We start from the raw sequence: 14,262 nt of genomic DNA on the forward strand, positions 1-14,262 counted from the left end.
CGTTATGTTCAGAATAGGAAAAGATACAACCGTACTTTTTATTAATTCAATAATCTGTTTTAACCCAATGAAATAAATAAAGAACCGGATATTTTTTCATCTGTGTAGACAACAAGTTCTTTTCCTTTTACGCTCAATTTATTCCAGTAATAGTTTCCTGCAAATCTACTTTCAAGGACTTCGGCCTCGAGACCGGTTTCAGTGATTTTGATTTCTTTAGGATAATAGGAGAATTTTGAAAGCTGGAAATCTTCAGCTTCGGTTTCGCTGAAAATATTCACTTCTCCGAATAATTTTGCAACATAAGAGTTGTAAGGATGTCTGTAAGTCTCTTCCGGACTGTCATTCTGAATCAATCTTCCATCCTGTAAAATGACGATCTGATCCAGCCATGGCATAACATCCTGAAGTTCATGAGTAGAGATGATTAAAGAAACTCCATGTTGTTTTACATATCTGAAAAGTCTTTCTCTAAGTTCAATTTTTCTTGGAAAATCCAGATTACTGAAAGGTTCATCTAGAATCAGGAGTTTTGGAAGAACAGACAGGGCTCTGGCGATAGCTACTCGTTGCTGCTGCCCGCCACTTAAATATTTGGGAAGTACATTGGCAAATTCCTGAAGACCTACTACCTCAAGAAGTTCCGTTACAGTTTCTTTTTTTTGTTTTAAATTGATATTTGAAATAAACTTTCCTACGTTTTCTGCAACTGTAGCATAAGGCATAAGGTCAAAATTTTGTGCTACAAATTTCATTTCCGGCTCTCCGGGAACAAGATTTCCTTTAGGTCCTAAAAGACGGGTTCCGTTAAAAATAATTTCTCCGCTTTCCCAATCTAGAAGCCCATAAATAAGGTTGAGAAGCGTAGATTTTCCGCATCCGCTTTCTCCGGCAAGAGCTATAATCCTGTTCTCTTCAAACCTTAGGTTAAGGTTCTGAAACAGGGGATTTTCTTTGGTATGAGAGAAAAATAAATTGTTTATTTCTAATAGCATATTACAAATGTAAGGTTTTTATGAAAACATAATTTTTTTTATTATATTAGCGGAACTAATAAAAATAAATCAAAAATGAGAAAAAAACTGTTTTCGATAGCTATTCCTGCTTTATTCGTTGCTGCTGTAATGGTTTCTTGTAAAAAAGATAAACCGCTTACCAGTGAGAGTAATGAGGTGACAACTACTAAAGAAGGTAGCCAGTTCACTTTGGATACGCTAAACAGTAAGGTTGAATGGAAGGGATATAAAGTTTTTAAATCTGAAAATACGAGCCATTTTGGAACAATCAGATTTGAAAGCGGAGATGTGACGGTGAAAGACGGAAAACTGGAAAGCGGAAAATTCGTTGCTGATATGAACTCTTTAACTTCTGTAGACTTGAAAGACAGCCCGGAAGATTTAGGGAAATTAAATGGCCACCTGAAGAGCGGTGACTTCTTTGAAGTTGAAAAATTTCCAACAGCTTCTTATGAAATTACAAAAGTTACTCCGGCTACAGAAGGTGATTATAATACTCTTTTGGATGGTAATTTAACAATTAAAGGAATTACAAAACCTGTTCAGTTTAAAGCCAATGTTTCTGTGAAAAACGGAGAGGTGAGTGTAGCTACTGAACCGAAAGATATCAAGAGAGAAGAGTTTGGGGTAAAGTTCCAGGCTCCTGCTGAAAACGGCGTGATTAAAGATGAGGTGACTCTTCAGATCAGCGTTAAAGCTTTAGAAAAGAAATAATTTTTTTATTTAAGTGAAATAAGTGATTGAAGTCTGCCTCCCGAAAAAGAGGCAGATTTTTTTATGACGGACTTAATATTCAACTTAAAAGTCGTATTTTTGCAAAACATTTTGAAAGGGTAAAACAATGATAGAAAAGATAGAAGAACTACTGGTCGAAGTAAACGGCTTCAATGCTACCTCTAAGGAAGATATCGAAAACTTCCGAATTAAGTACAACGGTAAAAAAGGGGTTCTGAATGATTTTTTTGAAAAATTTAAAGAAGTTCCTAACGACCAAAAGAAAGAATTCGGACAGAAGATTAATACTTTGAAGCAGGCTGTTGCTGTAAAATTGGAAGATTTGAAAAACTCTTCTGAATCTTCTATTGTCGTAGAAAAAGAAGATCTTACAAGACCTGCATTTCCATTGGAATTGGGGTCAAGACACCCGATTAATCTGGTAAAAAACAGAATTATTGAAATCTTCAAATCTATTGGTTTTGCAGTAGCAGATGGACCTGAGATTGAAGATGACTGGCATAACTTTACGGCGCTTAACCTTCCGGAATACCACCCGGCAAGAGATATGCAGGATACTTTCTTTATTGAACAGAATCCGGATATTCTTTTGAGAACTCATACCTCTTCCGTACAGACCCGCTTTATGGAAGAAAACCAGCCGCCAATCAGAATTTTATCTCCGGGAAGAGTGTTCAGAAATGAAGCAATCTCTTCGCGTTCTCACTGTATCTTCCACCAGATTGAAGGATTATATATTGACGAGAATGTAAGCTTTGCCGATTTAAAGCAAACTATCCAGTTCTTTACTACTGAACTTTTCGGAAAATCTAAGATCAGAATGAGACCTTCTTTCTTCCCGTTCACAGAGCCAAGTGCTGAAATTGATGTGTACTGGGGATTAAACTCTGAAACAGATTACAGAATTACGAAAGGAACAGGATGGCTGGAAATTATGGGATGTGGAATGGTAGACCCTGCCGTACTGAAAAATGTGAATATTGATTCTGAGAAATATTCAGGATATGCATTCGGAATGGGAATTGAAAGAATTACAATGCTTCTTTACCAGATGAGTGACATCAGAATGTTCTTTGAAAATGATATCAGAACACTGGAACAGTTCAAAACACTATAAAAAATCAAACCTCCGGAACTTCCGGAGGTTTTTGTTTTTAATTACTGACCTAAGAAACAAAACGTAATTAAAAACTGATCTTATTGAAAAATTTACACGTGTCTGTTTCTTATGTCTATACTTCAGTTTGAATCCGCTAGGTACCTCAAAGAAGTATTGACATGCTGCAGCTTTATAGCCGCCTCTATTATAAAGACAACCTGTGTTAACAATATATTACATCATAAATAAAAAAGCCTGTAAAACTTACAGGCTGTATATTTAATAATCAAGGATTGTTATTTACTGAACTTCAAAGGATATTTTACATTTTTGTAGTCATCAATACTGGCTTTTAATGAGCCTACTGCAAGTTCAGCTTTCAAAAGCATGGGTACGTGATTGGCATCATTGGAAACCCACATCGTTACGCCTTCTTTTTCTTTAAATACCCTTCCGCTTTTTACAGATGGAATAATTTTCAAACAATTGATGGTACCGAATTTTGTCTTTAAATTTTCTGTACCCGTTACTTTTAGCTGGAAAGGAAACATCTCATCATCAATCCATACATTCATATTGATTACTGTTCCCACCTTCAGTTCATCCGGACTTTTACTTCTTAAATAGTAAAAACATGAAAGCATATCCTGAACCCCTTTTACTGATTTTAAAACCTTAGAACCATTGGCCGGAGTCTTTTTATCAGTTAAAATTAATGTATTATTATCGTGATTAAAAACTGTTTCAAAATGCTGGCGATAGCTTCCTTCACGTACATTTCTGACATAGAAGCTTGGTAATCCTGTCTGCGTATTGATGAAGCTTTCATATAAATCTTCCACTTTGAAGAATGCTTTTACGGCGCCGGTAGTCTGGCCTGTACCTTTTACATACAGATGGGGTATCCCTTTATAATTGGTCTGTTTTGTGGTAAGGTTTGCTGTTCCTGCATTAAGGAAGCCGTAGTGTATTCTGAGAGTGATAGATTCGCCATCCGCGATATTATCAATCTGGGCCGAGCCGAAAAAGAATATAAATAATGCAAAAAGGATTGAAATTTTCTTCATAACAAGACATTTACAAAAACATTGCCAAATTTAAAATCTTAAATGATAGATATTTGACAAATCTCAGGTTTTTATTTAGAATCAATTAAATATGCTTCGCATTAAAATTAGTAAATTTGCAGTTACATGTATAATTAAATTATCTTAAATATTATGATAACCACTGATATATTGATCATAGGTGCGGGACCTACAGGACTTTTTGCAGTTTTTGAAGCTGGTTTATTAAAAATGAAGTGCCATATTATTGATGCGCTTCCTCAGCCGGGAGGGCAGTTGGCGGAGCTTTATCCTAAAAAACCTATCTTCGATATTCCAGGTTATCCTTCAGTGAATGCTGGAGAATTGGTGGATAATTTGATGGAACAGATCAAGCAGTTTCAGCCTGGATTTACGTTGGGAGAAACCGCTGTTTCTTACACTAAAGTAGATGATGAATGGTTTGAAGTGATCACTAACAAAGGAACTGTTCACAGATGTAAAGCAATTGCTATTGCCGGTGGTTTGGGTACTTTTGAACCAAGAAAACCTACAATGGATAATATTGCAGACTATGAAGAAAAAGGTCTTGAGTACTTCGTGAAAGAGCCTGAACATTTCAGAAACAAAAAAGTAGTGATTGCCGGGGGGGGGGACTCTGCTCTTGACTGGAGTGTTTTCTTGTCAAATGTTGCAAGCGAAGTTACATTGATTCACAGAAGAAATGAGTTCAGAGGAGCTTTGGATTCTGTAGAAAAGGTTCAGGATCTGAAAAACCAAGGGAAGATTAAACTAATCACTCCTGCTGAAGTTACAGCGATTAAAGGTGACGGAAAAGTAGAAGCAATTACAGTACAGGTTGACGGTGAAGAAGCTTATGATATTGAAACTGATTATTTTATTCCATTATTCGGATTGACTCCAAAGTTAGGTGAGATCGGAAACTGGGGATTAAATATCGAAAAAAATGCAATCGTTGTAAATAACGCTTTAGATTACCAAACCAATATTGACGGAATCTACGCTATCGGAGATATCAACACATATCCTGGAAAACTAAAGTTGATTCTTTGTGGTTTCCACGAAGCTACTTTGATGTGTCAGAGTGTTTATAACAGACTGAATCCTGGTAAAAAATTCGTATTAAAATATACAACGGTAAGTGGTGTTGACGGATTCGATGGAAGCCGTAAAGAAGCAGAGAAGGCAGTTGTGAAAAAAATTGACTAATTTTGCAGAATTATGTCAGACGTTAATATTAAAATTACCGACAGAGAAGGGGTAACCCACGATGTCGTAGCTCCTACGGATATGTCCATGAACTTAATGGAAATTATCCGTTCTTATGAATTGGCAGAAGAAGGTACTATTGGTGTATGCGGAGGAATGGCGATGTGTGCTTCATGCCAGGTATATGTAATCAATGATCCTGGTCTGGAACCAATGGGAGATGAAGAAGATGCTATGTTGGGTGAAGCTTTCCACGTGAAAGATAACAGCAGATTGGGATGCCAGTTACATATTGCCGATGTCATGGAAGGGCTCGAAGTGGAAATAGCTCCTTATCCTTAGAAAATATTTTTTAATCTTAATAAGAAACCCGTTCGAATTTTTCGGACGGGTTTTGTTTTTTTTTAAGTTTTAGTACTTATATTTCCTCCTTAGAAATCCATTTTCCAACAGTAGGAGCCTGATAATTTTTCATTTTTTCCAGCAGATCATCAATGGTATCACTGATCAAAAGCATATCTCTGTTGACTTGCTTTAAGAACCCTTTATCCACCATGGTTTGGACCAGTTTAATCAGGTCATAATAAAATCCATCAATATTCAGGATTCCGATCGGTTTTTTGTGAAGTCCAAGCTGTGCCCATGTGATCATCTCAAAGAATTCTTCCAATGTACCATAACCACCGGGAAGAACGATAACCCCATCACAAAGTTCATTCATTTTCGTTTTTCTTTCGTGCATGGTTTCCACGATAATAAGTTCGGTCAGGTTTTTATGAGCAATTTCTTTAGATTGTAGAAAGTGGGGAAGGACTCCAATAACGTTGCCACCTTCTGTTAATGCGCCATCTGCGATCGTTCCCATCAAACCAACATCAGCACCGCTATAAATGAGCTGTATGTCTTGTTTTGCCAGGGTCTGTCCCAGCAGAAATGCCTGTTCCTTGTAAATGTCGTGCGAGCCAAAACTTGAGCCGCAGAATACGGTGATACTTTTCATATTATTTGCAAAAATCTTTTAAATAATTCCTAACTTCAAAATCGGTTAAATCTCCGGCTTTTTTGAAACTTGTACATGCCTGTTCATTTTTTCCCACAGCAAGATATGATATTCCTAGTTTAATATATCCGTCATGAAATCTTGAAATAAAGCGATTATCTTTAATGGAGAGATTATCGAGTTTACTAAGGTTTTCGATTGCTTTTTCAAACTGGTTATTATTATAGTATTCAAAACCATTTCCAATAATATGGTATAAATTTTTCTCTGATGTGTCAGTCAAATCCTGAAACAGTTTTAAGAAATGTCTTTCTTCAGTTACTAACATATCTATTCCATAAGGATTTTGAAAATATTTCTCTGCCTGCATTAATGCCTGCACAAATTCTTTATCATATCGAGGAGTACGCTTGTCAAGAATTTTAATATTAGTAATTTTATTATCTTTTGTTAAAATATATTCCATTTTAAAATATAAATCATTCATATCTTTTGAATTTTCCTGATTCATTAATGGGATTATGAAGTTTTCAAAAGTTTTTTCATGATTAAATATCGGATGAATTACCTGATTGGCAACCATTAAACTATCATTGTTTCTAACTTCAATTTTAGGTTTGAATTCCGGATATTTTTTTATGAAATCTTTTTCTTTTAATAATAATGATATTTCATTTCCTTCTTGTAATATGAGATAATTATCTTCAAACCAGTATTTGAACGCACGATTTTCAAGATTTATCTTGTCATTATAAAATTTAGCTTTGAACTTTTGATTATAAATAACTAATTCATCTTGATTGATTATGTAAAAAAGCTTAAAAGAATACTTAGAATTATTTATTTCTAGATTCTTCCCATCTGGTTGTACAATCTTATCTAAAATCCATTCACCTCTTAATTTCTGTGATTGAGAGTAAGTATTAATACAAATGATCAAATAAAGTAATACCAGTAATTTTTTTTTCATGTTTAAAAAATTAAAAATATCCAAAATCATAAGACTTTGGATATTCAATATAATAATTTTAATGTTCTATTTCTGAGGGATATTCGCTAAAATATCTTTCAGGAAACTCCAGAATTTCTGAGTAGAAGGAATGTTCGCTTTTTCATCAGGAGAATGAGCCCCTCTGATTGTTGGTCCAAAGCTTACCATTTCCATTTCAGGATAGTTGGCTCCGATGATTCCACATTCAAGACCTGCGTGACAAGCTACTACATGAGGTTTCTCACTGAATTTCTCCGTATAAAGCTTCTCCATCAGCTGTACAATCTCTGAACCTGGTTTTGGTTTCCATCCCGGGTATGAACCGCTGAATTCCACATTCATTCCAGCTAATTCTGCTACAGATTTCAATTGTTCTGCCACTGAATATTTTGAAGAGTCTACAGAAGATCTTGTAAGGTTTAAGATTTTAAGTTCTCCTCCTTTCAATTCAACTCTTGCTACGTTGTTGGAAGCTTCTACAAGATCAGCTACGTCCGGGCTCATTCTGTATACCCCGTTGTGAAGAGCTTTTAAAGTAAGGATTACTTTTTTAGAATCTCCTTCGGAAATTGCTTTGTCAGAAGACGTGGAGTTCTCAATATTGATTTGGATTCCTGGTTCTACCGTAGCAAATTCTTCTAAGATGTCTTTCTTAAGAATCGTTACATTTTCTATGAATTCCTGAGCGTTTCTTACAGAAATAATAGCAACACCTTCTCTTGGAATGGCATTTCTCAGACCTCCGCTGTCGATAGAAACCAATTCAATATTCTGGTTTTCCAGTCCGCTGTAAAGAAGTCTTCCCAAAATAATATTGGCATTTCCGAAACCTTTATGAATATCCATTCCGGAGTGTCCACCCTGAAGGCCTTTTACTTCAATTCTTACGATTTGTCCTTTTGGAGCTTCTGCAGTATAATTTTGAGTGATTGTTACGTCAACACCTCCTGCGCAGCCAATATCAATCTCATCATCCTCTTCAGTGTCAAGGTTTAATAGAATTTGTCCTGTCAGTTGTCCTGGTTTTAATCCTAAAGCACCTGTCATTCCTGTCTCTTCATCAATGGTGAAAAGAGCTTCCAATGCAGGATGTGGAATATCTGAACTTTCAAGGATAGACATAATGGTTGCTACTCCCAAACCGTTGTCAGCTCCTAAAGTAGTTCCTTTTGCCTTTACCCAGTCACCGTCAATCTCCATTTTGATTCCTTCTGTTTCAAAATCAAAATTTACATCATTGTTTTTCTGGCAAACCATATCAAGGTGCGATTGAAGCACGATAGATTTACGGTTTTCCATTCCTGCAGTGGCAGGTTTTTTAATGATAACGTTTCCTACTTCATCTACGGTAGTTTCCAGTCCCAGATCTTCACCAAATCCTTTGATGAAGGCGATTACTTTTTCCTCTTTTTTTGAAGGCCTTGGAACAGCATTTAATTTGGAGAAGTTTTTCCAGATTATCTGCGGTTCTATATTAGATAATTCCATTGAAATTTATTTTTCTCAAATTTACGAAATAAAAAATGCTTCCGTGAGATACAGAAGCATTTTTGTTGTATGATTTCGCTTTTATTAACATCCACATTCTCCATAGATCGGAGTAGTAAATGTAGTCCCGTCTGGTTTCTCTATAGTCAGAGTCCCTTCAAACAGTAAAGCTTCTTCGCCTTTTATTTTTTTACCTTTTACAGAAATTTTGTAATCATCATTTTCTATTTCTTTGGTAAGCAATTCATCTACCTCCATATCACTTGAAGAGATAAGATTCAGAGCCAGTCTTTTGCCATCCAGCATCATATAAGCAGTTTTTCCGGCATCATCTGCGTAGATGTATCTTTCATTTTCAAAATCTGCCTTGCTTACACCAAAATAGCAGGAGCATTCTTTGATTTCTTTAGGGAATGGAATGGTTCCCACCAGAATATTTCCTGACGAAGGTTTCACTGAAGCAGAATCTTTAGCAACAGACAAAGTGTCGGCAGAAGCAGAAACCGTTTCTTTTTCCTTTTTGCAGGCTACCAATAAAAATGCGGAAAATAAAATGATTAAATATTTCATGTGTTTGTGGTTTTATTATTTTTTCTTATCCTCTTGCTCTTTCAAGAAGTGTCATCATTAATAAAGAAAGAATTACCAAACTTTCTTCCTCATCATCAATATCAATCAATCTGTCCAGCTGGAATCTTCTTCCAAAGAATGAAGGCATTTTTTTAAGCTTAAAATAAGCTTTCCCATCAATACCAGTTACTGTATAAGATGGATTAAGGAAATACCCTGTAAACATTCCGATGATAGGAAGTTCTCCTACAAAGCTGTCCCAGAATCTTACCCATGCACTGTCTTCCTGAACTTTAAACTTAGGCTGATCTTGGGCATCCAGAATATCATAACTTGCTTTCCAGATAGAACGCATTCCTTTTCTTGCTAATCTACCGAAGTTTTTATTGTCAATGAGATCATTCAAAGAATATGAAGCGTTGAAATCAATCCATTTATTAGCTCTGATTCTGAAAAGTTCTTTAGACTTGCTTTCATCATTGAAAACAACAACATCTTCTTTTAACTTGAACATTTTCTGACGAACATATGCTACATAATTTCCATTCTTGTCAGTAATGTTGAAATCACTTGCTAAAGTAGTGATTTTGAATTTGAAATCCAGAGGATAGTTAAGATTGTTAAGTACCATTTTAGTTAATTTTTTTCATATTTTATTTAAGCCGCAAATATAGAGGTTTTTTTAGAGTTCTCAGGTATGGGAGAAATTTAAAATATCATATTGAGACATTGTGTAAATCGGAATCTAGAAGATATTTTTGTGAAAAATAAAATTAAACGCTGAGTTCGCAAGGTTTGTTTGCAGTTTTTATATGTATTGTTCGCAAAGGCACTTCGTTCAGCTGAGATACAAGTTTTCTTATTGTTGAGTGAAACGCCTTTGCGATCATTTTTTTTAACCTTTAGACATCTTAGTGCGTTCAGCGTTAAAAATTTATTATACTGTATTAAAATTCACAAGCGAAGCGAACCGACGATTCACTATTAATTATCAACTTTAATCCTTATTTTTGTACCTATGGATTACCCAAGTAAAGTATTGGCAAAGGCGGTAGATGAGATTTCGGGATTGCCTGGGATTGGAAGAAAAACGGCTTTGAGATTAGCACTGCATTTGTTGAAGCAGCCCAATTCCAGAGCTGTAAGTCTTGGAAATTCTCTGATTAATCTTGTCAACGAAATAAAATACTGCAAAGAATGTCACAATTTTTCGGATTTTGACATCTGTGAAATATGCAGTAATGAAAAGAGAAATGGTGAATTGATCTGTATTGTTGAAGATGTACGGGATGTAATTGCTATTGAGAATACAGGGAAATACACAGGGAAATATCTGATTCTTGGCGGAAAAATTTCTCCAATGGAAGGAGTAGGGCCCGGGCAATTGAATATTCCAAGTATTGAAAAGAAACTGAATGACGGAAAAGTGAAAGAATTTATTTTCGCATTGAGTGCTACGATGGAAGGAGATACAACGGCATATTACATTTATAAGAAATTTAAAAGTTTCAATGTAAACTTTTCCAGCATTGCAAGAGGAATTTCAGTAGGAGATGAACTGGAATATGCTGATGAAATTTCATTAGGAAGATCTATTATCAACAGGTTGCCATATAACGAAAAAGATTAATATGAGGCTGTCTGTTATTATTGTTAATTATAATGTTACTCAATTGCTCAGAAGCTGTCTTTTGTCACTTCAGAAATATATACAAGAGATAGAGTATGAAGTGATTGTCATTGATAATGCCTCAACAGACAGTTCCTGGAAATATCTTATTCCTGAGTTTCCGAACGTACATTTTATTTCTTCTGAAACAAATGATGGCTTTTCAAAAGCAAATAACAGGGCAATTCAGACTGCAAAAGGAGAATATATTTTACTTTTAAATCCTGATACGGAATTTGAAGGATTTTATATGAAAGAACTGCTGGATTTTGCAGATTCTCAGCCTTCTTTCGGGTGTCTGGGAGTAAGAATGCATGATGCAGGAGGGAATTTTCTCCCTGAAAGTAAGCGTTCTGTTCCGGATATGTTTAATTCTTTTGAAAAGCTGTTTACCAATTTTAAAAAGAATAATTCTAAGTCTTATTACAGAAGCGATCTTGAAGAAAATGCAGTGGCTGAAGTAGAAGTTATGACAGGTGCATTTTTATTGGCTAAAAAAGATGTTTACGAAAAAATAGGAGGGCTGGATGAAGCTTATTTTATGTATGGAGAAGATATTGATCTTTGCTATACCTTCTTAAAAAACGGTTACAAAAACTTCTATTATGGTAAAGTTTCTATTCTTCATCATAAAGGGGAAAGCACCATTAAGAATGAAGTATATCTCAAGAGATTTTATGGAGCTATGCAGATTTTCATTGATAAATATTATAAAAAATCTAAGCCTGTACAATATTCATTTTTAAAGGCAGGATTGAAGCTCAGGTATCATATTGAAAAGATCAAGCTAAAATAAAAAAGCAACTCAATTTGAGTTGCTTTTGTTTTATGTAAGATGATATTCTTCTTATTTTGCCGGTGTTGCAGGAACTTGTGCCGGAGTGGTTGTAGAAGTAGCAGGAGCTGACTGTTTTGCAGGAGCTTCTTTCTTCACTGGTTGTTTTTGTGTAGGGGCTACCTGAGATGGCTTACCTGTGATAACAACGCTTATAAGGATAAGAACGATGATAGTTCCGCCTAGAGTCCATGTTGCTTTTTCCATGAAATCATTGGTTCTCTGTACTCCAAACTGTGCAGATGATGCACCTCCGAATGTACTAGAAAGGCCTCCTCCTTTTGGATTTTGTGCCATAACGATGATTACCAATAAAACGCTGGCAACCATAACAAGAACCATCAATAGTGTAAATATAGTATCCATTAATTCTGATATCTTTTTGAATGGGCAAATTTAATCTTTTTTTACTGAATGACAAAAAAAGATGCCGCCAAATGTTGATAAAAATAAAAACGGCAACAATTGTTGCCGTTTTTTCTATAAAAATTGGATGTTGTTATTTAAAATCAGCATCAGTAGCCTTATTTACTTCATAAGACTTTACATTCATGGTCATATCCATTCCCATCTGGCTTACAGAGATGGTGTATGGCATTTTTACCCCTTCTACATCTTTGTAATTAGAGAATGTTGTTGGAATTGTCATTTCCTGACCTTTAGCTTTTACTTTTTTGGTCTCTCCGGTTTTTAATCCTGTTGCAACACTGTAGTAATACGTTGTATCTCCACCTTTAATTGCGTAAGAATCTTCACCTCCGATTTTCTCAATTCCGCCTAATTTATAATCAGCAGATTTTGCGAAACCTAACTCTTCAAAAAGTTCCGGGTTCTTTTGTTTTTCAGCAATTTCTTCCGGTGTGATGTCAACTTTTTGTCCCATTTGCATAGAGTAACCAGTCTTTCCGTCAAATACCTGCTTCTGAACAACCTGTCCCATTGCTGTTACAGTAGTCAGCTCCTTTCCGCCTTGTGCTTTCACGATTTTAAAATCGATGCTTTGCCCTTGCATAGACATTGAAGCGTTTGTAGTATACGAAGTAATTTTAGCTAAATTAGCTTTTCCTCCGATAGCATTGATGTATTTATCTGCAACAGAAGCCACCGTTACACTTGCATCCACTTTTTGTACAGTTGGTTTTGCAACAGGGTTGGCATCTTTATCAAAATATTTTACAGGATAGCCTAATTTTTCCAGTCCTTCAGAAATATCAGATGCTTTACCTGCAATGAAAATTCTGCTTTGGTTTGGTAAAATTGTAGACTTTACAGCATTTGCAACATCTGCAGCAGTTACTTTATCAATAGATTTCAGGTAATTGGTGTAGAAGTCAGCAGGTAAATCCTGAACTTTCTGGTTTAAAGCAAATCTTGCGATAGTAGCAGGCTGCTCTAAAGACATGATGAAAGATCCTTTCAGTTTTGCTTTTGCATTTGCCAGTTCTTCTGGTTTTACAGTAGAAATTGCATTAAGTTCATTCATGAATTCCTTAACTGCTTTGTCTGTAACCTCATTTCTTACACTCGCGCTTGCAGAGAATTGTGGAGAATACTTGCTTGCTACCATACTTGAATACGCACCGTAAGTAAATCCGTTTTTCTCTCTAAGGTTCATGAAAAGTCTCGCTTCACCACCACCTCCAAGGATGTAATTGGCGATTGTTGCAGGGAAGTAGTTGGCATCTTTCATTTTCAGCGTGTTCAGGTTGTTTAGGGAAACAACAGACTGTACAGCAGAAGGAACATCCACTACATTAATCTCTGTTTTAGCAAGATTGGAAGCTGGCTCTAACTGTGCAATAGGAGTATTTGCTTTTTTCCAGCCACTGAAAGCTTTTTCGATCAAAGGCTTTACCTGATCAAATTTTACGTCTCCAACGATTACTAAGTAAGCATTGTCCGGAGCGTAATATTTTTTGTAGGTATTTTGTACATCAGCCAATTGGATTTTGTTGATAGATTCAACGGTTTCAAACTCACCTCTTGAAGTATTTTTTCCATACATCAAAGCATTAGAAACTCTTCCTGCGATTGAAGATGCATTTTTTTCCTCAGATTTTAATCCTTCGACAGCTCTTTCTTTAGAGTTCTGAATTTCTTCAGCAGAGAATTTAGGATTAATAATAGCATCCGCCATTAAGCCTAAAACTTCAGGGAAATATTTTGAAAGGGAGTTGGCAGAAGCACCACCTGAAGAGAAGTTTAGGTTAGCACCAAGATAATCTACTTTTTTGTTGAAATCATCTTTGCTGATATTGGTGGTACCGTTTTCAAACTGTTCAGCCATAATTTCACTTACTCCTGTTACAGCTCCTTCATTGTATGGAGGTCTGTCCATAGAAAGACTGGCATTTACTCTTGGCAGCTTGTTGTTTTCCACAACCATTACTGTAAGACCATTGCTTAGCTGGAAAGTTTTTGGCTTAGCAATGTTAATCGCAGGAGTAGGTCCCGGTTTTGGCATTGCATTAAGATCTATTTTTTGTGCTGAAACCATTCCTGTAAAGAAAAACGCTGCAGCTATATATGTTAATTGCTTTTTCATTTGTAAAAATTTAATTTTTAATAATCATATAGTAACCT

The 14,262-nt window shown here is 35.6% G+C and carries 15 protein-coding genes; 6 read left to right on the forward strand and 9 right to left on the reverse strand.

From position 1 onward, the window contains the following. Positions 1-59: 59 nt before the first annotated feature. The gene (locus FW780_RS19380) at positions 60-995 is read right to left on the reverse strand and encodes a sulfate/molybdate ABC transporter ATP-binding protein (protein WP_149835269.1); all 936 of its coding nucleotides are present in this window, start codon (positions 993-995) and stop codon (positions 60-62) included. Between the two features lie 75 nt (positions 996-1,070). On the opposite strand from FW780_RS19380, the gene FW780_RS19385 reads away from it, so the two are divergent. Both FW780_RS19385 and pheS read left to right on the forward strand, forming a co-directional pair. Beyond that, positions 1,071-1,730 (forward strand): YceI family protein, encoded by a 660-nt coding sequence (locus FW780_RS19385; RefSeq protein ID WP_149835270.1) that lies wholly within the window; start codon positions 1,071-1,073, stop codon positions 1,728-1,730. Positions 1,731-1,857: 127 nt separating this feature from the next. After that, the gene (gene pheS / locus FW780_RS19390) at positions 1,858-2,868 is read left to right on the forward strand and encodes a phenylalanine--tRNA ligase subunit alpha (RefSeq protein ID WP_047373674.1); all 1,011 of its coding nucleotides are present in this window, start codon (positions 1,858-1,860) and stop codon (positions 2,866-2,868) included. 278 nt (positions 2,869-3,146) lie between these two features. Here the strand turns inward: pheS and FW780_RS19395 are convergent, their stop codons facing one another. Then, positions 3,147-3,917, reverse strand: coding sequence for a DUF3108 domain-containing protein (locus FW780_RS19395; protein ID WP_149835271.1), 771 nt, complete (start codon positions 3,915-3,917; stop codon positions 3,147-3,149). A gap of 153 nt (positions 3,918-4,070) precedes the next feature. Between FW780_RS19395 and FW780_RS19400 the strand changes: the two genes are divergently transcribed. Continuing rightward, complete coding sequence (locus FW780_RS19400; protein ID WP_047373677.1) at positions 4,071-5,126, forward strand: NAD(P)/FAD-dependent oxidoreductase; 1,056 nt, start codon at positions 4,071-4,073, stop codon at positions 5,124-5,126. A 12-nt stretch (positions 5,127-5,138) separates the two neighbouring features. Further along, the gene (locus FW780_RS19405; RefSeq protein ID WP_149835272.1) at positions 5,139-5,468 is read left to right on the forward strand and encodes a 2Fe-2S iron-sulfur cluster-binding family protein; all 330 of its coding nucleotides are present in this window, start codon (positions 5,139-5,141) and stop codon (positions 5,466-5,468) included. Positions 5,469-5,544: 76 nt separating this feature from the next. Here the strand turns inward: FW780_RS19405 and FW780_RS19410 are convergent, their stop codons facing one another. The 5 genes from FW780_RS19410 to FW780_RS19430 form a co-directional block, all read right to left on the reverse strand. Then, complete coding sequence (locus tag FW780_RS19410; RefSeq protein WP_149835273.1) at positions 5,545-6,126, reverse strand: LOG family protein; 582 nt, start codon at positions 6,124-6,126, stop codon at positions 5,545-5,547. 1 nt (position 6,127) lies between these two features. Then, positions 6,128-7,096, reverse strand: coding sequence for a tetratricopeptide repeat protein (locus FW780_RS19415; RefSeq protein WP_149835274.1), 969 nt, complete (start codon positions 7,094-7,096; stop codon positions 6,128-6,130). A gap of 66 nt (positions 7,097-7,162) precedes the next feature. Then, a complete protein-coding gene (locus FW780_RS19420; RefSeq protein ID WP_149835275.1) occupies positions 7,163-8,605 on the reverse strand; it encodes an aminoacyl-histidine dipeptidase in 1,443 nt (480 codons plus the stop codon). 84 nt (positions 8,606-8,689) lie between these two features. Continuing rightward, positions 8,690-9,175 (reverse strand): hypothetical protein, encoded by a 486-nt coding sequence (locus FW780_RS19425; protein ID WP_149835276.1) that lies wholly within the window; start codon positions 9,173-9,175, stop codon positions 8,690-8,692. Between the two features lie 25 nt (positions 9,176-9,200). Then, entirely contained in the window at positions 9,201-9,806 is a 606-nt protein-coding gene (locus FW780_RS19430) for an LURP-one-related/scramblase family protein (protein WP_149835277.1), read from the reverse strand. A 387-nt stretch (positions 9,807-10,193) separates the two neighbouring features. Here FW780_RS19430 and recR point away from each other — a divergent pair, with 387 nt between their 5' ends. Beyond that, positions 10,194-10,805 (forward strand): recombination mediator RecR, encoded by a 612-nt coding sequence (recR, locus tag FW780_RS19435; RefSeq protein ID WP_034697032.1) that lies wholly within the window; start codon positions 10,194-10,196, stop codon positions 10,803-10,805. Beyond that, positions 10,801-11,640, forward strand: coding sequence for a glycosyltransferase family 2 protein (locus FW780_RS19440; protein ID WP_149835278.1), 840 nt, complete (start codon positions 10,801-10,803; stop codon positions 11,638-11,640). The genes recR and FW780_RS19440 overlap by 5 nt, the downstream gene beginning before the upstream one ends. A gap of 51 nt (positions 11,641-11,691) precedes the next feature. Here the strand turns inward: FW780_RS19440 and secG are convergent, their stop codons facing one another. Both secG and FW780_RS19450 read right to left on the reverse strand, forming a co-directional pair. Continuing rightward, positions 11,692-12,045, reverse strand: coding sequence for a preprotein translocase subunit SecG (secG, locus tag FW780_RS19445; protein ID WP_149835279.1), 354 nt, complete (start codon positions 12,043-12,045; stop codon positions 11,692-11,694). A gap of 133 nt (positions 12,046-12,178) precedes the next feature. Then, positions 12,179-14,224: an insulinase family protein gene (locus FW780_RS19450; RefSeq protein ID WP_149835280.1), complete on the reverse strand. Its 2,046-nt coding sequence runs from the start codon at positions 14,222-14,224 to the stop codon at positions 12,179-12,181. Positions 14,225-14,262 lie beyond the last annotated feature (38 nt).

Origin of the sequence: Chryseobacterium sediminis (assembly GCF_008386505.1) — a bacterium.
Taxonomy (GTDB): domain Bacteria; phylum Bacteroidota; class Bacteroidia; order Flavobacteriales; family Weeksellaceae; genus Chryseobacterium; species Chryseobacterium sediminis.